Consider the following 25,999-nt stretch of genomic DNA (forward strand, 5'->3'; position numbering starts at 1 on the left):
TACCGCACACCGACGCCTTGATCAGCGTGGACTATCTCACTCCACAAAAGAGATGGTTACCATGACAACCCCGACACCGTTGCATCAAAGCCAGATAACCCGATCGTTACCGAAATGGAGCAAGGCGCTCCAACCCACGCATACACGCAAAGTGGTGCAGAGCCTGTACAAGGAGTATCTCGATGAAGATGGCAGCCCTTACGCGTGGTATGCCACTGCCGATGAGCCAACGCGCGAGCAGTTGCACAACGCGTTGCAAACCCGTAACAAACGGCTGGCGCAAGTCAAGCAGGCGCTGGGCGAGTTCAAGGACATCATTGCGTTCTGCGGCCCTCTGCTGACCGAGCGGTTGGGGGTGAATGTGCCCGTGGACAGGGCGCAGTATGTGTTCCAGCCCTTTGAGTCAGAGGCCAACATCTGGGTCGGCGTTCCCGATGTGGAAACCCCTTTGGTCCCGGACGTGGATGCGGATGTGCTGGCTACTCGCCCGGCAGGCCAGCCGCAAACACGCAGCTTGCTGGAGGCTGCCCTGCACAACTTCGAGGGGCTGGACGAAGTCGGCCCCTACAGCAGGCTCACCAACGCCGCAGGCAGCGACACCCCCCTGGCAGGCCTGACGATGGCGGACTTCGTCAGGCATTGTCGGGCACTGGACCTTGGCAAACGCTATCAAGATCATCTGCTTGCAACCCATGAAGGCGCCAATCGCGCTGAGATCCAGCGCCTGTCGATTGCAGCGAACCGTGAGACGTTGAGGGTCCAGGCATTGATCGCCAAGCTCAAAGGTCTGCTGAGCAAGGCCGGGCTCGATGCGCTTGCGCAACTGTGCGACGGCAGCCCTGACCCCACCTATGACAACGAGGCGTTGCATTGCTGGAACTTCAACCTCTTCGATGTCCCCGTCCACGAAGTACTGTTCATTGGGCCAGACAACCCTTACCGCCAGAACCCCTGCATCGTGTATATCCCTGGCGACAGCGAGCACCCGATAAGGGAGTTCGCTTCTCGTCAGGAAGCGGGCAAGCACCTGCGCAGTCGGCTATTGCAAAGCGAGTTTCGTCGAGCCTTGGTGCATTTCGCCTACAAGGACAGGCAAAAAGAACTCGCCGGAAAGCTGGAAATCGCGCTGTTCGAAGAGAATGAAGCGGGCATACGCAAACCCCGAATCATGCCAGTGATCCCTTTCACGCTCTCGCTAATCAGAATCGACCCTTGGGCGACCTTGTACAACGCACACCTTGCGCGCATGAAGGCCGACGCAAAAACCATTGCAGTCCCTACCGCCGAAGTCGACGCCAACGCCCGCCACGAGCGTCTGAAGTACTGGTTCGACCTGGGTATGAACGTGCTTAATGTCGCCGCGTTCTTCGTGCCGGGGCTGAACACGGTCATGCTAGGCGTTTTTGCTTACGACCTGATGAGCTCGGTTTTCACCGGGTTCGAGGCCTGGGAAGAAGGAGATACCCGTCAGGCACTGGCACAGCTGGAATCGTTGGCCATCAACGCGGGGGTGATTGCCGGCTTTGCAGCGGGCGCCAGGGTTGTCCAGGCCTCTGGCTTTGTAGATGCTTTGAAGAGTGTGTGGCATGAAGACAAGGAAGTGCTTTGGCACCCCGACATGAAACCCTATGCGAGCACGGTGGCTATTCCTGAGGGGGCTCAACCCGATTTGCTCGGCCATGTGCACGTCGACGGGAAGACCTACCTGAAGCTGGATGGGACCCTGTACGAGGTGTTTCAGGACGCTGATCAGCAGTGGCGCGTGCGCCACCCAGAGGATGCGCAGGCCTATGCCCCACGTTTGCTGCATCATGGTGATGCCCGCTGGCAACTGGCCCATGAACAGCCTCTGGAATGGGACCGCGAACAGCTCGCGCGCCGCCTCGGCAGCCATGGCGCAGGCCTGGACGACAGCGAACTGGACCATGCCATGCGCAGTACCGGTACCGATCCAGACGTACTGCGACGCGCCCAGGCAGCGGGCCTGCGTCCACCCGCCTTGTTGCTCGACACGCTGCAGCGGTTGCAACTGGACAATCAGACACAACAAATCATCAACTGTGTACGCCATGGGTTGCCGCTAGCTGCGTACAAGAACTTTGCCTTGCCCGAGTTGCTGCGCCTGCCGGGGTGGCCCGAAGGGAAGGTGCTGAAGGTTTACCAAGGGCCAGAGCCCTGGGGCGAATCGGTGCGCTACGGCCCTCCTGACACGCTGGGCCAAGTAGAAATCGAGGTTACCCGAACCGATCTGGACAATGGCCAGTTGAGCCAGACCGTGCTGGATCAGATGGATGAAGACGCCATTGAGCAGTTGCTCGGTGACACACCAACCGAGCACCGAGCGTCCGCACTGAACAACAAGCTCGCGCAACACCTGGAACAGCATCGCAAGGCGCTGTTCGAGAGCCTGCACCAAAGACGCCGTCCCACACGCCCGCCAATCGCACAAACCCTCGCCCGGCAGTTTCCCGGGCTACCGGACAGCGCGCTTGAAGAATTGCTTGCCAACATCAGCAACGCTGAACGGGAACGCCTGACCAACGGACGGGTGCCGCTGCGCATTGCCGAGGAAGCACGCCTTCTGCAAGCTCGAGCGCGGCTTGACCGCGCCCTCCTCGGCCTGTTCAGGCCCAGCCTGGCCAACGACGACAGCCTACGCATCAAACAGGCGCTGCAAGCCACGCACCCGCAGGCTGACCCGGCCCGGTTGCTGCAACTTGCCCTTGACGATCGCCAGCACTGCGCCTCACTGATCGGCCAACAACCCATCAACCCCAGGTTCCGCTCCCCTTTGCGGTTGGCCAACGGCCAGCTGGGCTATCCCCTGAGCGGTCGTGGCTTGCAAGGACGAATCTTGCCTGCTGCACGTCGACTCCGGACGCTCTACCCTGAACTCAGCAGCGAGCAAATCAGTGGGCTGCAAGCCGAACTGGCTCGAGGAGGCGACCTGGGTAGCGCGATCAACCAGCTGGAAGTCGAGCAGCGCACCCTCAACCGGGATCTCAACCGCTGGGTAAGCACCGCCCGCACCCTTGAAGAGCGCTTTGATCGCCAGCAATGCACCGAGCGACTGATGAGTGCTTCGCGCCGTGAAGGCGGCGTGCAAGCCGAAACACTGGTACTGGACCGTATGCAACTCGAAGCGCTACCCGCTTTCACTGCACGCATGCCGCATATCCGCAATCTCAGGCTCGAGGGGCTGCAGATGCGGCACCTGGAGGGCAGCTTCCTGGCAAACTTCCCTAACCTGGAAACCCTGGAAATCGTCGGCAACCCGGACATCGATGCCGAAACATTGTTCGAGGCGCTCAGGTCAGCACCGCGGCTGCGCGAGCTGGGCCTGACTGACAATGGCTTGACCACCCTTTCACCCACCGCCCAACAGGCCATCGGGGCAATGCCCGGCCTGCGGCTACTGTGGCTCAGCCGCAACCGGCTGCAACTCGACACCAACAGTTTAGGCTTCCTGACGCGCTTGCCCCTGGACGCCCTCGGCCTGGGCCACAATCAAATCACCCTCGACGAAAGCCTTGCCGCCCAGTTTCAGGACATGATCCACCCCACTGTACTGCACCTGTCAGGCAACCCACTGCGACTGGCGCCCGACCTGCGCTTCATGGCGCGTCTTGTCCACCTGGAACTTGAGCGTTGCGAACTGCAGCAATGGCCCGACAGCCTGACAGTCCTGATGAGCCAGCCCCAGTACCAACTGCGCTATCTGAACCTTTCGTCCAACCGCATTCGTACCCTGCCAGACTTGCCTGGCGTGCTGCGTACCCCTTTTGCCCGCGATGTCGCCGCGCACTTGCCGGAGCGCCGCTGGCTGTTCAACTACAACACCCTGGAAGCCCAGACACGTGCACGCCTGGGCAGCAGCGGCGTCAACGTATTCGAGCACGCAGAAGACGTGCCAGTGTGGCAAGGCATCTTCCGTGGCGAGGCGAGCAGTGCCGAGGAGCAACTGTGGAGCGACCTGTTCGACCAAGGTGAAAACGCAGCGCTGCTGGGGGTACTCGAACGCCTTGCCCAATCGGCCGAAGCGCAGCGTGATGGCGAGGCCCTGAGGGCACGCGTCTGGAAGCTGTTGGATGACGCGGCCCACGACACGGCCCTGCGTGAACGCCTCGCCACCGTGGCCGGCGACTTCCCGCCAACCTGTGGTGACGCAGGTGCCGATGCGTTCAGTGCCCTGGAGATAGAAGTGCTGGCCCACGAAGCAGCAGCCGCCGCCGGTAGTCGACCGGCTGATCTACTGAGCCTGTATGGCAAGTTGTATCGACGCAGTCAGGTCAATCAACTGGCCGACCGCATCAGCTGGAGAAGGTCCTTGCGCAAACAGGCACTGCTCGATGGGGTCTTCGATGAAAACCTCCCCGCATACGATGAGCTCGACGATCCCTCAGCCTTTCCAGACAGCGAACTTCAGACGGGGCTGGTGGACGATATCGAGGTACGCCTGGCCTTGCGCCAGTCCTTGGCCAGCGCGCTGGACTATCCTGAGCCGAGCCGAGGCATGCTGTACCGCCATACGGCCAGAATCAACGATACAGTCATCGAAAGGGTGCAAGCTGCGGTCCTTTCCCTGGACAGGGATGCCACCGCCCGGGAGCAATGGTTGAACCAGCAGCCGGGCTGGGTCGAGTACTTGAAACGAGAGCATGCGGCACAGTTCAGCCTGATCACCGACTTTTGGCGGCCGGGCCTTGATTATCTCTATTACTGCCTGGATGAAACCGCCGACCCGGTCACGTCCCTGGACAGCTCTGTGCTCCGAGCCTTGGCCACGGTCATGCCTGAAAGCCCTGTGGATGCTCAAGGCGTTCTGCGTCGCGTCGTGATCAACGAGCAGCAGTATCGCCAGGGCGTGGACGCGCTGACTGCCGAGCAGCAGCAGGTTGAAACGGGTCTGCTGACCAGTCTCACCCGCCAGACGCAAACAATCGGCCGCTAAACACCACTCACTGCCCGCGCAGGTCTTCGAAGAAGGCCTGCTTGCCATCCACCTGGCTGGACGCCCTTGGAGCCGCTGCGGCGTCACCGCTGGCGGCCTCCACATGCCAATAGCAGTGCCGCACTGCGCGGGTCACCGCCACGTAGGCCAAGCGCTGCACTTCGTCCTTCTGTGCCGAATCGAACGGTTGGGTATCACCTGCCTTGCCCAGCCCGGCCTGGCGGTATACCTGGTTCTTGTAGGGTGAGCTGGTCAGGTACTGGCAGTCACCCAGCATGAACACCGCATCGGCCTGCAAACCCTTGGCACTGTGATAGGTCAGCTGACGCAGCCGGCGCTGATCGGCCGGCAGCGCCGCGTCGGCGTGCAACACGCTTTGCAGATGCTCGTTCATCAAGGCCCTGTCGCTGCCCTTGCGGTAGAGCATCATGACCGTCTCTCCCCGCTGGTAGTGCTCGACAAGCGTTTCGCCCAATGCAGCCTCGTCACGGTCGAACACCTTGACCGGCGAGCTGGGCAACTCGGCCGCCGGGCCACTGGCGCGCGCTTTCTTGCCGGCAATCGCCGGGGTGCCCTTGACCAGGTGTTCGGCCGCGTCGATCACCTGCTGCTGGCATCGGTAGTTGTCGACCAGCATCACCCGCGTGTTGGCCGGTGACGGGAATGCCTTGGTGAACTCCATGAAATACTTGGGCGAACTGCCACGCCAGCCGTAGATCGATTGCCAGTCATCCCCCACGCACAGCAACGACGAATGCTGGGCATGGCGCCCGGTGTGCATGGCCGGGCCGCGGCGCCGTATTTCAGCGAGGCTGGCACGCAACCAACTGACGATCTGCGGCGACACGTCCTGGAACTCGTCGAACATCAGGTGCGCCAGCGGCCGCAGCAACGGATCGGGCAGCAGGTGCAGGTTTTCCGGGTTGTTCTCGCCAAACAGGGCGAACATGCGGTTGTAGCTCATCACCGGTGGCGACTGGTCCAGCAGGTGCGCTTCCAGGGCTTTCCAGTAAAGTGCCAGGGCCTCGAAGAACAGTGCATCGCTATCGCCAGACGGGAAGCTCATCGCCGCCACCGCTTTGTTCACCTCCAACCCAAGGTTTTCGATGAAATTGGCCGCACTGACGAACGCATCCAGCAGCGGCGCCGGGGCCAGTTCACCCTTGACCTTGTACTCAAAGCCAGGGCCGGCCACAGCATCGCCCGCCAACGATGCCGCCAGGCGCCTGGCCATGGCGTAGTTGTCGAGCCAGATCAGCGGCCTGTCGCAGAACGCCTGCAGCAGCGTGCGCTTGACCGCCCACTCGGCACGCACCGTCAGCTTGGCGCCGGGGCGCTGGTACTGCGCACTTTGTGCGGGATCGAAACCCAGCACCACCAAAGGCCCCTGGCCTTCCAGGCGGCCATGCACATAAAAGCGGCTGCCACGGATGTCGACCGTTTCGCGGCAGGGCTCGATGCCCTTGATCGGCCAGACGCCAGCGGCGAACCACAGGTCCTCGATCACGTCGCACAGTTCTTCGTCGCGCTGGGCCGCCAATTGGGTCACCTGTGCGCGCTTCTGCACATCGGGGTTGTTCGGGTCCAGCGGCTTCAGTTGCAAGGCTTCGCTGCGCAACTGGCTGACCAGTTCGGCAAAACGCGGGCTCTCGCCCAGCAAGCTGCTGTAGCACTGGTTCAGTTGCTGGCGCTGGGCATCGTTCAGGCGCAGGTCGAACGGGTTGCTGTCGGCCTCGGCCTCACGCCCGGCAGGCATCTCGTGGCCCAGTGTTTCAAATGCACGCACCTGGCCGAAGCCCGGCAGGCTGCGCACCAGCGGCAGGATGCGCGAATGGAACGTGCGCACCAGCTCGCGGGCCTGCACGGGCTGCAGGTTGATCTGCCACAGGGCGAACACCTGCAACAGCCGCTTGATGAAGTCTTTGCGCGATTCGCGGGTGAAGGTGACCACGGTCATCGCATCCAGCTCGTAACCCAGGTAATGACGCAGCAGCAGGATGCGCAGCACCAGCGAAGTGGACTTGCCTGCCCCGGCGCCGGCCACCACGCAGGTAGACGGGGTGTCACTGAAGATCAGCTTCCATTGCGCGGGGCTGGGCTGGGCTTCGGCAGGCAGGCGCTGGGCGACATCGGCCTTGAAGCGCTTTTTCAACTCGGCCGTCAACGGCAGGCGCCAGTCGTCGAACAAGTTGTCATCCTGGCCTGGCACGGCGGCGCTGTCGGGGCGCGTATCGCGGATCACCAGCACCTGACGCCCAGCCTCATAGCCCTCCACCCGACCACGCTCGAACCCTTCACGCACGCCATCGGCATGGCCAGTGCGCTGGCCTGTGGCGTGGCCGAGGAACCACGAGTCGCGGTGCTGGGCTTGCAGGCGGGTCAGGCCACGGCCCAGCAGACGGGCGGCCAGCCGGCGAAACCAGGGCAACTGGGCAGGAGGGGTAAGGTCGGCGGGGGCCAGGGGTTGCTCGTGGGCCACGGTCACTCCGTTGAAAATCAAAACAGCAGGCATGTTCGCCGCATCGACGAAAAATCGCCAGCGAATGCTTGCAGATCAGTGGATTAGGCGATGAAGCGAATAAAGCGCAGCAGGAAAAACATCTACCAAATAGATTATTTTAAGCCGATATTTACGCTTATTTTCGATGTTTCTTTAGCGCATCATGGCGCCATTCCACTGATTCAAGGAGCACGACCATGCTGCAACTGCGACCCTTCGAAAGCCTCGGCCACGCTAACCATGGCTGGCTCGACGCCCACCACCATTTCTCGTTTGCCGAGTACTACGACCCGGCACGCATGCACTGGGGTAACCTGCGGGTTTGGAACGACGACCTGATCGCGGCCGGCAGCGGCTTCCCGCCGCACCCGCACCGCGACATGGAAATCATCACTTATGTGCGTGAAGGCGCGATCAGCCACCAGGACAGCCTGGGCAACAAGGGCCGCACCGAAGCCGGTGATGTTCAGGTAATGAGCGCCGGTACCGGCATCGTGCACAGCGAGTACAACCTGGAGGACATCGACACACGTATTTTCCAGATCTGGATTGTGCCGGAGCGCACCGGTGAAGCACCGCAGTGGGGTAGCCGGCCGTTTCCCAAAGGCGAGCGCGGCGAAGGCTTCGTGACCCTGGCCAGCGGCCGCACCGGTGACGAGGACAGCCTGCAGATCCGTACCGATGCCCGCCTGGTGGCTGCCACCCTGCAGGCAGGTGAAACCGCCGAGTACCGCTTCGATGCCGCACGCCGGGGTTACCTGGTGCCGGCCAAGGGGCTGGTGGAAGTCAACGGGCTGCGGGCCAAGGCGCGCGATGGCGTGGCGATCGAGCAGGAAGCGGTGCTGCGGGTAACCGCCATCGAGGATAGCGAGATCGTACTTGTGGATGTAGCCTGAAAACCAGGCCTGTGACAATCCATGTCGCAGCGCAAGGCGGCTCCCATGGAACAACCGCTAACCCGTGGGGTTAGCAGGGTTTTGTGGGGGCTGGCTTGCGGCCCTGGACCGCCCCGGCTATCGCAAGGTAGCCATCAAACATTGGCGCCATCAGCCAGCCTGCACTAGCGTTGTGCTACCAGCCAGCCCAACGTTCCTGCGGAGCACTCGATCATCATGCCGGACCTGCGCCCGAATCCAACGCTGTGCCTGGAGTACCGTGCCGAACAACCCATTCACCACGCCTTCATCAAGCAGGCCGACCGCTGCCCGGCGGCCATTGCCATCATTGGCCAGCACACAATCTGCAGCTATTCCCAACTGGAGCAGATCAGCGCGGGCATTGCCGCGTTTCTGGTTAAAAACGCCGCCAGCGGTACCGATCGTGTAGTCATCGTCACCCACCGCAGCGCCGCCCTGGTGTACGCCATGCTCGGCTGCCTGCGTGCCGGCCTGGCCTTCACTGTGGCTGACGCCGCTTACCCTGCCGCGCGTATCGAGCAAATCGTCAGCACCCTGAAGCCTGCGGTGGTCCTGCGCTGTGCCGAGGCAACCGTCGACGTCGGCCAACCCATGGTCGTCACGGTGCCTGAAGCCCCCGCTGAAGCGCTGCTGGCCTTCCCTCGCCAACCTGTCGCGCTGCCTGCTGTCAGCCCTGAGCAGGCGGCCTACATCACCTTCACCTCGGGCAGCACCGGTGAACCCAAGGGCATCGTTACCCACCACGCACCGCTGGTGCACTTCATCGACTGGCATGTGCGCCAGCACGGCTTTACCCAGGCCGACACCTTCTCGCTGCTTTCTGGCCTGGGCCACGACCCGGTATACCGGGACGTGTTCACGCCACTGTCGCTTGGCGCGACCATTGCGTGCCCGGCGCAGTCGACCCTGACCGATCCCTCACGGCTGGCCAGCTGGCTTCACCAGCACGGTGTGAGCGTGATCCATCTCACCCCGCCGCTGGGCAAGCTGATCGAAACTGGCGCACACCTGAACGGCCAGGTTCTCGACCACCTGCGCTACCTGTTCTGGGGTGGCGATGCACTCAGCCCGACGCAGTACCAGCAGGTCCGCGCCATCGCACCGAATGCCATCAATGTGAACTTCTACGGCACCACCGAAACCCCACAGGCCATGGCTTTCCACACCCTCGACCCGGAAATGGATAATGCCCGGGTGCCCCTGGGCAAAGGCATTGCCGATGCACAATTGCTGGTGATAAACCCAGACAACCAGCTGGTCAGCGAGGGCGAGACAGGCGAAATCCTGATCCGCAGCCCCTATCTGTCACGGGGTTACTGGGGCGACCCAGGGCTGACCGAAGCCAAATTCATCGCCAACCCGTTCACCGCTGACGCGGCCGACCGCTGTTATCGCACGGGCGATCTAGGCACCTACCTGGCCGATGGCAGCGCCAGTTTTCTGGGGCGCGCTGACAGCCAGGTGAAGATCCGTGGGCATCGCATCGAGCTGGCGGAAATCGAGAACGCCATCTGCCGACACCCGCACATAGGGCAATGCGTGGTCCTGGCCAACCACGACAGTGCATCGACCCGGCTGGTTGCCTATTGCGTCGCACAGCAGCCCACCCGAGCTGACGAACTGCGCCAGGCGCTCGCCGGCCAGCTGCCTGACTACATGGTACCGGCGCTGTTCGTGTTCCTTGATACCCTGCCGCTCACCCCCAACGGCAAGGTCGACAAACGCGCGCTGCCTGCTGCATTTGACGACAGTATCAACCTACCCTTGTCACCCCTGGCCGAAAAGCTGAGTACAGCCTGGGCACGCATCCTCCAGGTGCCGCGCCTGGACGCCAGGTTGAGCTTTGTCGAGCTGGGCGGCGACTCGCTGTCGTTTGTGCAGGCCTCGCGCGTGCTCGAGGCGCTCATCGGCCACCTGCCTGAACGTTGGGAAACCCTGCCGGTGTGCCAGCTGGCCGAGCTGAGTACGCCGCCCAAGGGCACGTGGCGGGTAATGGAAATGCCGGTGTTCATACGCATGCTCGCCATCATCCTGATTGTGGTTGGCCACCTGGGCGAGTTCGACCACTGGATGATCGTCGGCGAAACCTCGGTGCTGTTCCTGGTCTCTGGCATCGCCCTGGCGCGCTTTCAGCTCAAGGCCATCGAAGCGCGCGGTGATGCACGCACGCTGCTCACGTCACTGGCAGCCATCGTGGTGCCAACACTGCTGTACACCGCATTGATCCAGCTGGTATTCGACCGCCTGCACTGGCAATCGCTGCTGCTGGTTTCCAACTGGTTCCCCGCCAGCGAGGTCAGCCTGTTCAACTATTGGTACATCGAAGTGTTGGTGCAGATGATCGTGATCATTGGCCTGGTGCTGTCGATCAGGCGCGTGCGCCAGGTGCTGCTTGCCGACCCGTTTCGCTGGCTGATCATCGCTGCCTGTGCACTGGTGGCGCTGGATGTGTTCCTCAACCAGTTCGTATTCGATGCCAGTGCCCTGCTCAACCGGGTGCCTCAGCACTTCCTGGCGGTGATGGTGCTGGGCATGGCCGTGCACCATGCCGATACGGCCTCACGCAAATGGGTGGCCAGTGTGGTGGCCGTGCTGGTGGTGGGTGAGCTGGACCTGATGGCGGTTGCCCATGTTGGCTGGCAAGCCTTGACACACTATGTCGACATCGCCCTGCCAGCGATACTGGCGCTTGTCTGGTTCCGCTCGGTGCCAGTGCCCGCCCTGGTTGCACGGGCAGGTACGGTGATCGCTTCGTCAACCTTGTATATTTACTTGACGCATTTCCAATTCGAATCGGTAGCGGAGCATGTTTTCAGGCACCCGCTGTTCGAGGTGGCCCTGGCACTCGCTGGTGGTGTACTGGTGAGCTATTGCTGGAACACCCTGTTGCGTCTGCTGTTTACCCGCAGGCGCAAGCAGCACCAGGCGCCGGGAGCCGATCCAGCTGAACGCGTCACCTCTGCCTGAGCGAAGATGAGCCGCCACCCCATGCGCTACTCTTGTCAGGCCAGTTCGGCCAGCACCTCGGCCGAGGTGGTGACCTGCCGGAAGTGGTGCTTCCACAGGTCGGTACCCAACTTGCCCGAGCGGTCCAGCGATGACCCTATTGTCATGTCTGTCACCAGCGTGGGCATCAGCCCTGCGTCGAACAGGGCAAAGCCTGCGGCCAGCACGCAGGTTTCGGTCTGCAACCCGCACACCAGCACCCGCTCTACACCCAGTTGCCGGATGTAGTCGATAGCTTCGGCACTTTGCCCATAGCCATGCTTGACGAACACCTGGTCGGCCTCGACCAGGCTCTCGTCCTCGGCCGCCGGGTGCCAGCCAAGTTGGCGCTCGAACGGCGTGATCTGTTCATCGTGCAACTCGACCGAGGCTATGGTGGGAATGTTCGCTGACAACCGGCGCAAACCATCGACCAGCCACTCGGGCGGGCTGAAGGTGGACTGAACATCGACGATGAGCAAAACCTGGCGCATAGCGTACTCCGGCCATCATGCAAAATGGCGCGGAGTATAACGCGTGGCACCGGGCCTTGATCACCCATCGTTGCTCCCCCCACCGACAATGCCGGCGCAAGTTGGGCAAATACCTTGGCGAGCAGCACAAGGCAGCTTCTGCAAGCACTGGACTGTGACGACAATCGGCGCCCTGGCCCTGCAGGCTGCCGTAGCTGCGACGTATTCCTTCAGGCTATGATCGGTCACCCTGCCGCGGACCCCCTGAACCATGCCCGTAGACCTGCAAGCGTTGTACCCCAGGCTGATCCACCTGATGCTGGACACGGTATTCGTGGTCGACAGGGACAACCAGATCGTGTTCGTCAGTGATGCCTGCAAGACGCTGCTGGGCTATGAAGCCTGCGAACTGATCGGCACACCGATCACCCGCTACATGCACCCTGACGACCTCCCGGCTACGCGCGCCTCGATCATGCGGGTGATGAACGGCCAGCCGCACTACGACTTTAGCAACCGTTACCTTCGCAAGGATGGCAGCGTGGTGCACATACTGTGGGCGGCCTGCTGGTCCGACGAGGCCCAGGCGCGTATCGGCGTGGCACGGGACGTTACCGCCCTGCGCGAGGCCGAAGACGAACTGCGCTTCCTCGCCCATCATGACCCACTGACCCGGCTGGCCAACCGCGCCATGTTCAATGAGCGGCTGGACACCGCCCTGGCCGCGGCCCGGCGTCACAACCGCAGGCTGGCCTTGCTGTTCCTCGATATCAATGACTTCAAGCAGATCAACGACAACCACGGCCACAGCGTGGGTGACCGGGTACTGTGCACACTGGCCCGACGCCTGGAAAGCTGCGTGGGGGCGGCTGGCACGGTAGCGCGGATGGGCGGTGACGAATTCACCGTGCTGTTACCCGATTGCCCGTCGCCGGAGGCCATTGCCACGCACGTACAGCACATTCTCGCGGTCATGGCCAAACCGCTCGACGCCGAATTTTCCGGCATCGAGGCACCTTCCTGCAGTATTGGCGTGGCCTGCTTTCCCGAAGACGGCAACGATGCCGACATGCTACTGCGCCATGCTGACGGGCACATGTACCGAATCAAGCGCCAACGCGCTGCGACGGGCTGAAGGCAAGGGCACACCGCATGGCTGAACACCTGCAAGCAACTGCCGGGCAAACACCCGCCTCTGTCGGCCTGGGCCAGGCATTGCTGTTCTGGCTGAAGCTGGGTTTCGTCAGTTTCGGTGGCCCGGCCGGGCAGATTGCGATCATGCACCAGGAGCTGGTGGAGCGGCGCCGCTGGATCAGTGAGCGGCGTTTTCTGCATGCCCTCAACTACTGCATGTTGCTGCCCGGGCCGGAGGCCCAGCAACTGGCCACCTACATCGGCTGGCTGATGCACCGTACCTGGGGCGGGGTGATTGCCGGCGCTCTGTTCGTGCTCCCGTCCCTGTTCATTCTGATCGGCCTGTCGTGGGTGTACCTGACCTGGAGCGAAGTACCGGTGGTAGCCGGGATTTTCGAAGGGATCAAGCCGGCCGTGACCGCCATCGTCGTACATGCCGCCCACCGCATTGGCACGCGGGCGCTAAAGAATGGCTGGTTATGGGCCATTGCCGCGGCCTCGTTCGTGGCCATTTTCGCGCTCGACGTCCCCTTTCCGCTGATCGTGCTGGCGGCCGCACTGCTGGGGTATGTCGGTGGCCGGGTGCTGCCGGCACAGTTCGCGCCAGGTGGTGGCCACAGCGCAGCCAGGGCCCGCCAGCGCCCGGCGCTGATCGACGACGAGACCCCGATACCCGCGCACGCCCGCTTCAGCTGGGGCCGTCTGGTGACCTTGCTGCTGGCAGTGGCGGCGCTTTGGCTTCTGCCCATGGGCCTGCTGACGGCGGCCTTTGGCTGGCAAGGCACACTGACGCAAATGGGCTGGTTCTTCACCAAGGCGGCGCTGCTGACCTTCGGAGGTGCCTATGCAGTGCTGCCCTATGTCTATCAAGGGGCTGTCAGCCACTATGGCTGGCTGTCGCCCACGCAGATGATCGATGGCCTGGCGCTGGGCGAGACCACGCCCGGGCCGCTGATCATGGTGGTGGCCTTCGTCGGTTTCGTCGGTGGCTACCTGCAGCCGATGTTCGGCGCCAACCAGGCGTTCCTCGCGGGCGCTGTGGCGGCGGGCCTGGTGACCTGGTTCACCTTCCTGCCCTCGTTCCTGTTCATCCTCGCCGGAGGGCCGCTGGTGGAGTCGACCCACAACGAACTGAAATTCACCGCCCCGTTGACCGCGATAACTGCGGCTGTAGTGGGGGTAATCCTCAACCTTGCGCTGTTCTTCGGCTACCACGTGCTGTGGCCGGCCGGGTTCGATGGCGCGTTCCACTGGTCCTCGGCTGCGATAGCGCTCGCGGCGGCTGTGGCACTGTTCCGTTACAAGCGCGGGGTGATACACGTGTTGATCGGCTGCGCCGTTGCCGGGCTCGCCCTTCACCTTTTCCGCTGATGGAGCCGATCATGCACAACCCTGGAGACGCCTTGCTCGACAGTTGGCACCATAACGCCCAAGCCTGGATCGACGCCGTACGCAACGGCGCCATCGAGAGCCGTCGCCAGGTCACTGACCAGGCCATCCTGCTGGCCATCCTTGGCCGCCAGCCCGAACGGGTGCTCGACCTGGGTTGCGGTGAGGGCTGGCTGCTGCGCGCGCTGGCCGACCGGGGTATCGAGGCCGTGGGCGTCGACGGCGACAGAACGCTGGTAGATGCAGCGCGAGCTGCGGGCGCGGGTGAGGTGCACCTGGCCAGCTATGCGCAGTTGGCTGAGGCGAAGGTGCATGTTGGCAAGAACTATGACCTGATCTGCGCCAACTTCGCACTGTTGCACCAGGACATCATTGAACTGTTGTCGGCAATGCGTGCTTTGCTGGTGCCAGGCGGTGCGCTGGTGATCCAGACCCTGCACCCGTGGAGCGTGGCCGACGGGGATTATCAGGATGGCTGGCGAGAGGAGTCTTTTGCCGGGTTCGTCGGGGATTGGCAACCGATGCCTTGGTATTTCCGCACCTTGGCCAGCTGGCTGATTGCGCTGGACATGGCGGGGTTGCGACTGGTCAGTCTGCAGGAACCGCAGCATCCGCAGAGTGCGGTGCCGCAGTCATTGTTGATGGTGGCTGAGCGTCACTGAATCGGGCCGTAATAATCCTGTGGAAGCAGGGTTCACCCCACTCCCACAAGACAGGCCAGTGCAGGCGACTACAGCACCGGCTTGCGCGCCGCCCCGCTACGGGCCTTGGCCATGGCTGCCAGGCGCACCGCAACGTTGGCAGCGCCGTAACCGGCGTACCCTGCCTTGCGCTGGATGATCTCGAAGAAGAAACGCTCCTCGAACGGCTCGGTATAGACGTGGAACAGCTCGCCACCTTGAGCGTCGCGGTCGTACAGCACGTTGTAGTACGCCAGTTCGCTGAGGAACTCGTCGTCGAAATCGAAACGCGCCGCCAGGTCGTCGTAGTAGTTCAGCGGGATTTCCAGCAGTGGCACCCCTGCCAGCTTGGCCCGCGCCACTTCGCGGAAGATGTCGTCACAATCGAAGGCGATGTGATGCACGCCCGAACCACGGTAGCTTGAAAGCGCATGGGCGATGGCGGTGTTGCGGTTTTCCGAGATATTCAGCGGCAGGCGCAAGGTGCCGCACTGGCTGCGCAGCGCGCGGCTCTTGACCAAGCCGTACGGGTCGGGGAGCACCACTTCGTCGTCGGCGGCGAAGTCGAACAGACTCTTGTAGAACAGCACCCAGCTGTCCAGCGACTCGGCCGGCAGGGCCAGGGCCATGTGGTCGATGCGGCGCAGGCCGCCGGTCGCGGCTGCGTTCTTGTCCAGGCTGAAGTCGGTGTCGTACAGGGAGTGGCCGGCAGTGCCCTGCTCTACCAGGTACAGCAGGCTGCCATCGGGCGCACGCACGGCCGGCACTTCACATTCGTTGGGGCCGACCAGGCCGCGGAACGGCTGGCCACGGAACGCAGTGGCACGCTTCAGGGCCGCTTGCTGGTCCTTGACCCGCAGCGCAGTGGCGCACAGCGACGGGCCATGGGCCTCGAAGAAGTTGTGGCCGAAGGAATACGGTTCAGCGTTCAGCACAATGTTGATATCACCCTGACGCAGCAGTTGCACTTCTTTGCTGCGGTGCTTGCCGGCTTCGGCAAAGCCCAGGCGCTTCAACCAGTTGCCCAGGCGCGCGCCGACGGCTTCGTCGACCGCGAACTCCAGGAACTCCACGCCGTCGTAAACGCTGGCCGGCGGAGGGGTGAACAGTACGCCAGGTTCGATCGGCGTGTTTTCCTGCTCCAGGCGCAAGCGAGTCTGCTCTTCGAGGTACAGCAGCGAACGCAAGCCGTCGGCGGCATTCTGCCGGGTTGGTGCGGCGCGGAAGCCGTCATTGAAGATTTCCAGCGACAGCGGGCCACGGTAGCCCGTGGCGAGGATCGGCGCCAGGAAACCCGCCATGTCCATTTCGCCCTGCCCCGGGAAGCAGCGAAAGTGGCGGCTCCACTCCAGCACATCCATGGCCAGGATCGGCGCATCGGCCATTTGCACGAAGAAGATCTTGTCGCCGGGGATGTCGCGGATCGCGCTTGGGTCACCTTTGAGCGACAAGGTGTGGAAGCTGTCGAGGATCACCCCGAGTGCCGGGTGGTCGGCCTGGCGCACCAGGTTCCACACTTGCTGGTATGTGTTGACGTGGCGGCCCCAGGCCAGCGCTTCGTAACCAATGCGCAGGCCGCGCTTGCCGGCATGTTCGCCCAGCAGGCGCAGGTCGTCGACCAACAGTTGCTCGTCACCCAGGGCATCGGCCTGGACGTTGCTGCACACCAGCACCAGGTCAGTACCCAGCTCCTGCATCAGGTCGAACTTGCGTTCGGCGCGGTCGAGGTTTCTCTGCAGGCGGTCGCGGCGGCAGCCTTCAAAGTCGCGGAACGGCTGGAACAAGGTAATGGCAATGCCCAGGTCGGCGCACATCTGGCGCACCTGGCGCGGGCTGCCAGCGTAATAGAGCAGATCGTTTTCGAAGATCTCGACGCCGTCAAAACCGGCGGCGGCGATGGCTTCGAGCTTTTCCGGCAGAGTGCCGCTCAAGGACACGGTAGCGATCGAACGCTGCATGGCGGGAGTTCCTTGTTGTTGGAGGAATACGGTGCCATTCGGGCAAATAACCCCTGTCACAGTTTATGGCACGATCGATTATTCGCAGGTAAAGTCCACGCTTCAATATCTTTGTACGGAATGGTTAGTTTTGCGTTCGATTATCGCACAAAACCCGTTTTAGCGAATTGCTAGACCGCGGGCCCGTGGTCAACATGGACCACAGACGCAGGCACACCGACCGTTGCCTCCTGCCTTGGCATAACCTCTGGCGGAACCTGCGCAAACAACAATAACAACGGAGACAACGATGGCTCACTCCAGCTCGCAAGCAAAGAAAGCGACCGCCAGTGGATGGATAGGCTCGGCACTCGAGTACTACGACTTCTTCATCTACGCCCAGGCCGCTGCGCTGATTTTCCCGCAGATTTTCTTCCCCAACACCGACCCGAAAATGGCCATCATTGCCTCGTTGGCCACCTATGGCGTGGGCTACCTGGCACGTCCGGTCGGCGCCTTCGTACTGGGCCACTGGGGTGACACCCGCGGTCGCAAGAACGTACTGCTGCTGTGCATGTTCCTGATGGGCCTGTCGACCATGGCTGTCGGCCTGCTACCCACCTACCACGACATCGGCTACCTCGCACCGGCCTTGCTGGTTGTGCTGCGCCTGATCCAGGGCTTTGCCGTGGCCGGGGAAATTTCGGGTGCCAGCTCCATGATCATGGAGCACGCGCCGTTTGGCCGAAGGGGCTACTACGCCAGTTTCACCCTGCAAGGTGTGCAAGCGGGCCAGGTACTGGCGGCGGCGGTATTCCTGCCACTGGCTTACTTCATGCCCAGCGAAGCCTTTACCGAATGGGGCTGGCGCATTCCGTTCCTGATGAGCGCCATCGTGCTGATTGCCGGCTTCATCATCCGTAAGGAAGTGCACGAAACCCCGGCGTTCGTTCAAGAAGAGAAACAGGACAAGGTTGTCAAATCGCCCATCAGCGAAGCCTTCCGCCACAGCTGGAAGCACATGGTGCTGGTGATGTTCATGGCCCTGATGAACGTGATCCCGGTCGTGGCCACCATCTTCGGTGCGGCCTACGCGGTACAGCCGGCGTATGGCATCGGCTTCGACAAGAGCGTGTACCTGTGGATTCCGGTGGTCGGTAACATCGTCGCGGTACTGGTGATCCCGTTCGTGGGCAACCTGTCGGACAAGATCGGCCGCCGCCCGACCATGATCGCTGGCTGCCTGGGCTCAGGCCTGCTGGCCTTCGTCTACCTGTATGCGATCAGCATCCAGAACGTGCCAATGGCGTTCGCCGCCTCGATCGTCATGTGGGGCATGGTTTACCAGGGTTACAACGCGGTGTTCCCAAGCTTCTACCCAGAGCTGTTCCACACCCGCTACCGCGTTACCGCCATGGCCATTGCGCAGAACATCGGCACCATGCTGACCGCCATGCTGCCCGCGCTGTTCGCAATGGTTGCCCCACCTGGCTCGGACAACATTCCGCTGGTAGTCGGTGGGCTGGCCTTCTTCATCACCGGCGTGTGCGCCCTGGCGGCCTACATTGCCCCCGAAACCCACCGCCTGGCGATGGAAGACCTGGGCAACCCAGAGGCCAAGCCGATGGAAAAGGCAGCCTATGAAGCCAGCCGTAAAGATAGCTTTCAGGCAGTGAGTCACTGATAGATTGCAGGGGCTGCTTTGCAGCCCCTTCGCGGTCAAGCCCGCTCACACACGTACCGTACAGGCTTCAGCCTTTGATCACGTCCTGCAGACGTGCCCACAGCCGCTGCACATCCCCCCGCTCGGTCGGCAGCGCACCAATCGACACCCGCACCATCCACCGCCCGTCCAGTGTAGCCGGCGTCACATAAGCATCGCCGGATGCATTCAGCCGCTCGGCCCAGCCCTTGGTATGCGCATCCAGCGCCTCCCCTTCAAGCCCCGCCGGTCGATGGCGAATGCACAAGGTTTGCAGCTGTACTGGCGCCAACACTTCCCACTCCGCCGCCGCCTCGACCTGCCCCGCCAGCCACTGGGCGTTGTCCAGGTCACGCCGCAGCCGTGCCTGCAATGCGTCGACACCCTCGCTGCGCAACATGAACCACAGCTTCAAGGCGCGGAACCGACGACCCAGCGGAATGCCCCAGTCGCGCAGGTTCTTCACCTCGCCATCCACCGCCGACTGCAGGTAGCTGGGATTGGTGCTCATCACCCGGATCAGGTGCTGCGGATCGCGCACGTAATAGATCGAGCAATCGAAGGCCACACCCAGCCATTTGTGCGCGTTGACCACCACCGAATCGGCCAGCTCGATGCCGTCCCACATCCAGCGGCACTCGGGCAGGATCATCGCCGAACCGGCCATGGCCGAGTCAACGTGCAACCACAGCCCATTGGCCCGGGCAATTTCGCCCACCGGGCGCAGCGGGTCGAGGGCAGTGGTCGTCGTAGTGCCGGTGGTGGCAACCACGGCGCAGGGCTGGTTGCCGGCGGCCAGGTCCTGTTCGATCGCCGCCTGGAGTGCCTCTGGGCGCAGGGCGTAGCGTTCGTCGGTGGGGATCAGGCGGATATTGTCGCGCCCAAAACCTGCCAGCAGTGCAGCCTTGTCCACCGAGCTGTGGGCATGAGCGCTGACATATACGATCAAAGGCTTGGCTTCGGCCTGCAGGCCGCCGCGTACCAAGGCGTAGTCGGTGGCACGTTCACGGGCGCTGATCAGCGCCACCAGGGTGCTGGTCGAGGCGGTGTCCTGGATCACGCCACTCCATTGGCCAGACAGGCCGAGCAGCTGGCGCAGCCAGTCGAGGGTGGTTTCTTCCAGTTCGCTGAGGGCCGGGCTGGATTGCCACGACAGGCCCAGCACGCCCAGACCGGTACTGAGGAAGTCACCCAGCACCGAGGACAGGGTGCCGTTGGAGGGGAAGTAGCCGTAGAAGTCCGGGTGCTGCCAATGGGACAGGCCAGGCATGACCAGGTTGTTGACGTCGTCGAGAATGGCCGCGAAAGGTTCGCCTTGTTGAGGGGCAGTTGCGGGCAAGGCGGCCTTGAGATAGCCAGGTTCGACCTGGGCCATGACCGGGCGTTCGCCCACGGTCTGGCGGTAGTCGGCGATCAGATCGATCAGCTGGTGGCCGTACTGGCGGAATTGTTCGGGGGTCACACTCGCTCTCCTGTGGGTTACGTATCGCCCCCAGTCTAGGCACCTATCCCCAGCCGAATAACCCCGCTTCCCGCATAGCTGCTATGGCGAACCCGCATGCCCGCCCTGCACACCAAACTGCGACTGGCGCCACAACTCGAATACCCGGTTACGCAACCAGCGGTGCTCGGCCGAGGCCTGCAGGCGCTGGTGCCACACAACCCAGTACCGCTGGCTGTGGTCGATAAAGCCCAGTGGCCGCCAGGCCAGATCATGCAAACGGCTCAACTGCCGGGCGATGTGCTCGGGGACCGTGGCCACGGCCTGGCTGCTGGCAATCACGTTGACCGTGGCGGAGAAAAACGGCACTTCCAGGCTGACCCGCCGCTGCAGGCCCTGCGCGCGCAGATGGCGGTCGATGAAGCTGTCCTTGTCCCCGCCGCCGGAGATACGTACGTGCTTGTGCGCCAGGTAGTCGGCCTGGCTGAGCGCGCCATGTGCAGTCAGCGGGTGATCGCGGCGCATCAGGCACACTGCGCGGTCCTCCCCCAGCAGGCGCCCGTGCAGGTTGGGCGGCGACTCGTCGAACAATGTGGTCGCCAGGTCGATTTCGCCACTGGCCAGCAAGGCATACTGGCCGGCTTGCCAGGTGCGATACTCCAGCGAAACGCCGGGCGCTTCGTGCTCCAGCGCAGCGACCAGCAACGGCAGCATGTGCTCGGCCACATAGTCCGAGGCAGCCAGGCAGAAGCGCCGCTCGCAGCGGGCCGGGTCGAATACGGCAGGTTGGCGCAGCGCCTGCAGTTCTTCGAGCACTTGGCGCAAAGGCTCGACCAGGGCTTCGGCGTGCTCGCTAAGCACGTAACCACGCCCTTGGCGCACCAGCAATGGATCATCGAAGGCTTCGCGCAGGTGGGCCAACTGGCGGCTAAGGGCCGATTGGCTGACGCCTAGGCGCTCGGCCGCGTGGCTGAGGTTTTTAAGCTGCAACAGGTGGTCGAGGGTACGCAGGTGAGCGAGGCTGAGGGAGGCGAAGGTGGGGTTCATGCAGGCTCCCTGCGGTGGAATTCAAGGGCCCTCTCGCGGGCAAGCCCGCTCTCACAGGGTTCTCACATCGTAAAGCATCGTGAAAAACCTGCGGGAACGGGCTTGCCCGCGAACAGGCCGCAACGCGGCCCGGACGATTACTCGGTCAGGCCAACATAGACGTTCTGCACGTCATCGTGCTCGTCGATCGCTTCGAGGAACGCTTCAACCTCAGCCAGTGCTTCTGCACTCAGGCTCGCCGCGCTTACCGGGTTTTTAGGGGTGTAGCCGATTTTCGCCGCGGTCACGGTGAAACCATGCTCTGGCAGGGCCTTCTGCACCGCGTCCAGGTCGGTGGTGTCGGTGATGAACAGGGTCGAGCCCTCTTCTTCACCTTCCTCGAAGTCCTGGGCACCGGCTTCGATCGCGGCCATTTCCGGATCAGCGTCAGCGCTCGCAGGCGTGGCCTCGATCAGGCCTACATGGTTGAAGTCCCACGCTACCGAACCGCTGGCACCCAGCTGGCCCTTGCGGAACAGCACGCGGATCTGCGCGACGGTGCGGTTGATGTTGTCGGTCAGGCACTCGACGATCAGCGGTACCTGGTGCGGAGCGAAACCTTCATAGCTCACCGCATGGTATTGCACGGCATCACCGTCCAGGCCTGCGCCCTTGCGGATTGCCCGATCCAGGGTCTCGCGGGTCATCGAAGCCTTCTTGGCTTGCACGATGGCCAGGCGCAGGCGCGGGTTCATGTCGGGATCGGCACCCGACTTGGCCGCGATCTGGATTTCCTTGGACAGCTTGCCCATGATCTTGCCTTTGGCATTGGCCGCTGTTTCTCTATGTTTGGCTTTCCACTGTGCGCCCATGTCGACTCTCTTGTTTCAGCGGCCGGTTCAGGAAGCGACCGGCCAAAAGTGGGTGCATTTTATACGCCCTCGAGCATGGGATCGACAAGAAATCTCATCAGCCTTTATCGGCCTTGCCCGCCGCCGCGGCAAACCGCGCCAACCGCACGTCCAGCCTTCGCGGGCGCACACCACGATCTTCGGCCTGCTCCTTGCGGCGGATGGCATTGCGCACCATCAGCGAACCCAGGTAGCGGATCGGCTCGGGCGGGAACAGCCCCAGAGGCCCCTTGACCAGCGGCGACCGGGTCCACGGGTTGTCCAGCCCCAGCGCCAGCGACGAAAGAATCTGCCCGCCCATGTGGCACGGGCCAACGCCGCTGCCGGAGTAACCGAAGCCGTAGAACACGTTGCCCTGCCCGTCCAACCGGCCAAAGAATGGCAAGCCGGTCACCGAGCGATCCGACGGCCCGTTCCAGCTGGCCGCCAGTGGCACCTCGGCCAAGGCCGGGAAAAAGCCGCCAAGGCTTTCGCCCAGCAACCGCCGATACGGCGACGGCTGGTCGAACACCGGCAACATGCGCCCGCCATAGGCAAACGTGTTGCCGCCCTTGCCGAGCATCAGCCGGCCATCGGAGGTGTTGTGGTAGTAGTGCACGAAAATACGCGAGTCGAGCACGCTGATCCCGCTGTCCAGGCCGATCTGGCGCAGCAGCTCGGGGCACGGTTCGGTAATGACCATGTCGCTGGAAACGATCGCCACACTGCGCTCGAACTGCGGGAAGACGCGCGCCATCCAGGCATTGAGGCCCAGCACTACACGGTCGGCGCGCAGCGTGCCGTGGGCCGTGCGGACCTGCACCGGGGCACCGTGCTCCAGGCCGGTCATGGCGGTGCCTTCGTAGAGGCGCACGCCGCGCTGCAAGGCCACCCGGCGCAGGCCGCGCACCAGTTTGCCCGGCTGCACGGTGGCGGCGGCCGGCGAGAACCAGCCTTCCAGGTGCCGTGCCGAACCGGCCAGGCGCTGCACCTGCTCCAGCGGCAAGCGGCGGAACGAGTTGATGCCCTTGCGCTCCAGCGCGGCGATCACCGCGTCGGTGGCACCCACCTGGGCTGCATTGGTGGCCGTGTACAGCGTGCCGTCCAAGCGGAAGTCGCAGTCGATGCCATTGGCCGCGCAGAACACACCGATGTCTGTGATGCTGCGCTCCGACTCGCGCACCAGCCGTACCGCCTCCTCCTCCCCGAACAGGCGTTCGAGGGTGAAGTACTTGGCCGACCAGGACAACGCACAGCCCCCATTGCGGCCGCTGGCACCAGCACCGCAGATGTCGGCCTCGATCAGCACCACATCCAGGGCCGGTACCGCCTCCTTGAGCATCAGCGCTGTCCACAGACCGGTGTAGCCACCGCCCACAATGCACACATCGCAACGGGTATCGCCTTGCAGCGGCGGGCATACCGCCTCCTGCGCCGAATCCAGGGCCTGTTGCAGCCAGAAGGGTCTCATTCGCTCGCTTTCCTTTAAGTACGCAGTGGCTTGATTGCCATGCTGGTGTTCGGTGCCACGTCGGTGCCTTGCGCGCTGCTGGCCGGGCGGCTGTTCCAGTGCGGCAGCAACACCAGCGCCGAGAACAGCGCGCAGCCCGCGAACACGATGAACACCGTGACGCCGTCGAAATAACCCGGCAGCAGCCCGCCCAGCACCGCGCCCACCGACCCACAGCCGTTGACGAAACCTGCTGCGGTAGCGCCGGCCTTGGCGGTGCCGAAGTCGATGGCCGCAGCGCCGCTGATCATCGAGTCCGGCCCGTACAGGGTCAGGCCCATGACGAACAGCAAGGCCACCACCAGCAGCACGCTGCCGGTGTGCATGGCCGCCATGAACAACGCCAGTGTCACGGTCAGCAGCACCAGGCTGATCACGCAGGCCGGCATGCGGCGGGCGCCAAACAGTTTGTCCGAGGCCAGGCCGATCATGATCGGGCCAAGCAGCCCGGCCAGTTCGAAAGCGGTCGGGATGATTGCCGCGCCCACCTTGCCCACCGAGGGCATCTGCTCGAAGACGATCACAGGGCCCCACAGCAAGATGGCGTAGCGCGCCGGCTTCAGCAGGAAGTACGCCAGGCCCAGGGTCAACACCGTGCGGTTGCGCAGGATTTCCCGCAGTGGCGCCCACACGCTGCACAGGTTGTCGGCCGGGGCCATGCTTTGCGGCTCGGGCTCAACCGCCGGCAAGCCGACGTCCTCAGGTTTGTTGCGCTGCAGGAAGAAGAACAGCACCGCCACCAGCGCCACCACGACCGCGCTGGAGAAAAACGCCGCATGCCAGGTGCCCACCAGGGTGTAGGCCCACCAGCCCGCGAACGGCGAGGCCACCAGGCCGCCGAAGGCATAGCAGGAACTCCACAGGCCCAGCACCCGCCCACGCTGCGAAGCCGGGAAGAAGCTGCCGATGTTCTTGCACAAGCCGGCCCAGCCAGTGGATTGCGCCAGCCCCTGTACCAGCATGCAGGTGGCGAAGATCGGGAAGGTTGCGTAACTGCCCATCACCACTGCCGCCGCCGCAGAGATCAGCAACCCGCCCAGTACGACCACGCGAGGGCCGAAGCGGTCGGCAAGCATGCCCCAGGTGAACTGGCCCACGGCATAGGCGGCCAGGTAGATGGCGTCCAGGTTGGCCATGGCGGCCTTGTCGAGCATGAAACCTGGGTCTTCGGCGATGCCCAGCTTGGCCACCGAGAAGGCTTTGCGGGTGAAGTAGAAGGCGGCGTAAGCCAGCCAGGTGATGGCGAAAATCTGGATGCGCCAGCGTTTGAACGCGGCTAGGGAATGATTCATGTAAGTCTGACCTCTTGCTCAAGTGTGCCGGCAGAATGTGAAGAAACGCCTGTCTTGTTCTTGTGTTACGCACAGCGATGACGAGGCTGTCATCGGGTCAGGTGGCGCCGTGTGAGCGCCATGGCCCTGGCGGCATTCGTGGTGCCAGCGTCGGGCTGAAATCCATGGAAACAGTTGCTGTAAGATAAATAAAATCGATTTATCGTATTACACACATAAGCCCAGCTTGTTACTGAGGTCGTCATGTCGGTTTCCCACGCTCAACTCAAGGCTTTCCACGCGGTGGCCGTGCACGGTAGCTTTACCCGCGCCGCAGAAAAGTTGTTTCTTACCCAGCCTGCGGTGTCCGACCAGGTGCGCAAACTGGAGGAGCGCTTCGGCGTATTGCTGTTCCACCGCAACAAACGCTCGGTGCAGCTCACCGACCTTGGCGAGCGGCTGCTGGGCATCAGCCAGCGCCTGTTCGCCTGCGAGGCCGAAGCCCAGGAGCTGCTGCACGACTCGCGTGCACTGCAGACCGGCAGCCTGGTGCTGGCAGTGGATGCGCCGGTGCACGTGCTGCCGCAGATCGCCCGCTTCTGCCAGCGCTATCCGGGGATCCAGGTGAAGATCGAAACCGGCAACACCGACGAATCATTGGCGCGGCTGTTCAGCTATCAGGCTGACCTGGCCCTGCTGGGCCGGGATGTCGATGACGAGCGCCTGCATTGCCTGCCGCTGCGTCGTGACCCGATGGTGGCGTTCGTTTCCCACCACCACCCATGGGCCAGCCGCGGCTCGATCAGCCTGGCCGACCTGGACGACACGCCACTGGTGCTGCGCGAGCCCGGCTCGGTGACGCGGCAGACGCTGGAAGAAGAGATGCAACGTGCCGGCCTGCGGATGCGCGCAGCGATCCAGGTGGAAGGCCGGGAAGCGGCGCGTGAAGCAGTGGTGGTAGGGATTGGTGTGGGCGTGGTGTCTGCGGCGGAGTTCGGTGCCGATGCGCGGGTATGTGCGTTACCGATAGTGGATTGCCAGCGCCATTTGACCGAGACCCTGGTGTGCCTGAGCGAGCAGCGAACCCGCCGGGTGGTGGCGACTTTCCTGCAGATGGTCGAGGAAAGGGTGTAGGCCTGTGCTGGCCTTTTCACGGGCTCGCCCGCTCCCACAGGTCCTGCGCAGCATCCACA

The 25,999-nt window shown here is 63.2% G+C and carries 16 protein-coding genes; 8 read left to right on the forward strand and 8 right to left on the reverse strand.

Annotated features, from left to right (window positions below; all coding sequences use genetic code 11):
• Window positions 1–61: 61 nt before the first annotated feature.
• Window positions 62–4,951, forward strand: a complete 4,890-nt coding sequence (locus AC3B5Q_RS15715; protein ID WP_488392664.1) for an NEL-type E3 ubiquitin ligase domain-containing protein — start codon at window positions 62–64, stop codon at window positions 4,949–4,951.
• Window positions 4,952–4,958: 7 nt separating this feature from the next.
• On the opposite strand, the gene AC3B5Q_RS15720 is transcribed toward AC3B5Q_RS15715, so the two are convergent.
• Window positions 4,959–7,463 carry a UvrD-helicase domain-containing protein gene (locus AC3B5Q_RS15720; protein ID WP_488392665.1) on the reverse strand — a complete coding sequence of 835 codons (2,505 nt, stop codon included), beginning with the start codon at window positions 7,461–7,463 and terminating at the stop codon, window positions 4,959–4,961.
• 185 nt (window positions 7,464–7,648) lie between these two features.
• On the opposite strand from AC3B5Q_RS15720, the gene AC3B5Q_RS15725 reads away from it, so the two are divergent.
• Complete coding sequence (locus tag AC3B5Q_RS15725; protein ID WP_021783138.1) at window positions 7,649–8,347, forward strand: pirin family protein; 699 nt, start codon at window positions 7,649–7,651, stop codon at window positions 8,345–8,347.
• A 216-nt stretch (window positions 8,348–8,563) separates the two neighbouring features.
• Window positions 8,564–11,335, forward strand: a complete 2,772-nt coding sequence (locus AC3B5Q_RS15730) for an amino acid adenylation domain-containing protein (protein WP_488392666.1) — start codon at window positions 8,564–8,566, stop codon at window positions 11,333–11,335.
• 35 nt (window positions 11,336–11,370) lie between these two features.
• Here the strand turns inward: AC3B5Q_RS15730 and AC3B5Q_RS15735 are convergent, their stop codons facing one another.
• Entirely contained in the window at window positions 11,371–11,847 is a 477-nt protein-coding gene (locus tag AC3B5Q_RS15735; RefSeq protein WP_021783140.1) for an isochorismatase family protein, read from the reverse strand.
• A gap of 250 nt (window positions 11,848–12,097) precedes the next feature.
• Here AC3B5Q_RS15735 and AC3B5Q_RS15740 point away from each other — a divergent pair, with 250 nt between their 5' ends.
• Genes AC3B5Q_RS15740 through AC3B5Q_RS15750 form a run of 3 tightly spaced genes read left to right on the forward strand, consistent with a single transcriptional unit; the run spans window position 12,098 to window position 15,011 of the window.
• Window positions 12,098–12,961, forward strand: coding sequence for a sensor domain-containing diguanylate cyclase (locus AC3B5Q_RS15740; RefSeq protein WP_103444588.1), 864 nt, complete (start codon window positions 12,098–12,100; stop codon window positions 12,959–12,961).
• A 17-nt stretch (window positions 12,962–12,978) separates the two neighbouring features.
• Complete coding sequence (chrA, locus tag AC3B5Q_RS15745) at window positions 12,979–14,331, forward strand: chromate efflux transporter (protein WP_488392667.1); 1,353 nt, start codon at window positions 12,979–12,981, stop codon at window positions 14,329–14,331.
• An 11-nt stretch (window positions 14,332–14,342) separates the two neighbouring features.
• On the forward strand, window positions 14,343–15,011 hold the full coding sequence (locus AC3B5Q_RS15750) for a class I SAM-dependent methyltransferase (protein ID WP_488392668.1): 669 nt from the start codon (window positions 14,343–14,345) through the stop codon (window positions 15,009–15,011).
• Window positions 15,012–15,079: 68 nt separating this feature from the next.
• Here the strand turns inward: AC3B5Q_RS15750 and quiC are convergent, their stop codons facing one another.
• Window positions 15,080–16,987: a 3-dehydroshikimate dehydratase QuiC gene (gene quiC / locus AC3B5Q_RS15755; RefSeq protein WP_103444590.1), complete on the reverse strand. Its 1,908-nt coding sequence runs from the start codon at window positions 16,985–16,987 to the stop codon at window positions 15,080–15,082.
• A gap of 289 nt (window positions 16,988–17,276) precedes the next feature.
• Between quiC and AC3B5Q_RS15760 the strand changes: the two genes are divergently transcribed.
• Entirely contained in the window at window positions 17,277–18,650 is a 1,374-nt protein-coding gene (locus AC3B5Q_RS15760; protein ID WP_021783145.1) for an MFS transporter, read from the forward strand.
• A gap of 67 nt (window positions 18,651–18,717) precedes the next feature.
• On the opposite strand, the gene AC3B5Q_RS15765 is transcribed toward AC3B5Q_RS15760, so the two are convergent.
• From AC3B5Q_RS15765 to AC3B5Q_RS15785, 5 genes are all read right to left on the reverse strand, one after another.
• Window positions 18,718–20,130 carry a DOPA decarboxylase gene (locus AC3B5Q_RS15765; protein ID WP_021783146.1) on the reverse strand — a complete coding sequence of 471 codons (1,413 nt, stop codon included), beginning with the start codon at window positions 20,128–20,130 and terminating at the stop codon, window positions 18,718–18,720.
• An 81-nt stretch (window positions 20,131–20,211) separates the two neighbouring features.
• Window positions 20,212–21,156, reverse strand: coding sequence for a LysR family transcriptional regulator (locus AC3B5Q_RS15770; RefSeq protein ID WP_021783147.1), 945 nt, complete (start codon window positions 21,154–21,156; stop codon window positions 20,212–20,214).
• Window positions 21,157–21,293: 137 nt separating this feature from the next.
• A complete protein-coding gene (locus tag AC3B5Q_RS15775) occupies window positions 21,294–22,007 on the reverse strand; it encodes a YebC/PmpR family DNA-binding transcriptional regulator (RefSeq protein WP_004575404.1) in 714 nt (237 codons plus the stop codon).
• Window positions 22,008–22,104: 97 nt separating this feature from the next.
• Window positions 22,105–23,496, reverse strand: coding sequence for an FAD-dependent oxidoreductase (locus AC3B5Q_RS15780; protein ID WP_021783149.1), 1,392 nt, complete (start codon window positions 23,494–23,496; stop codon window positions 22,105–22,107).
• Between the two features lie 14 nt (window positions 23,497–23,510).
• Entirely contained in the window at window positions 23,511–24,827 is a 1,317-nt protein-coding gene (locus AC3B5Q_RS15785; RefSeq protein ID WP_103462611.1) for an MFS transporter, read from the reverse strand.
• A 243-nt stretch (window positions 24,828–25,070) separates the two neighbouring features.
• Between AC3B5Q_RS15785 and AC3B5Q_RS15790 the strand changes: the two genes are divergently transcribed.
• Window positions 25,071–25,940 (forward strand): LysR substrate-binding domain-containing protein, encoded by an 870-nt coding sequence (locus AC3B5Q_RS15790; RefSeq protein ID WP_021783151.1) that lies wholly within the window; start codon window positions 25,071–25,073, stop codon window positions 25,938–25,940.
• Window positions 25,941–25,999 lie beyond the last annotated feature (59 nt).

Source organism: Pseudomonas sp. D5(2026) (genome assembly GCF_057766845.1).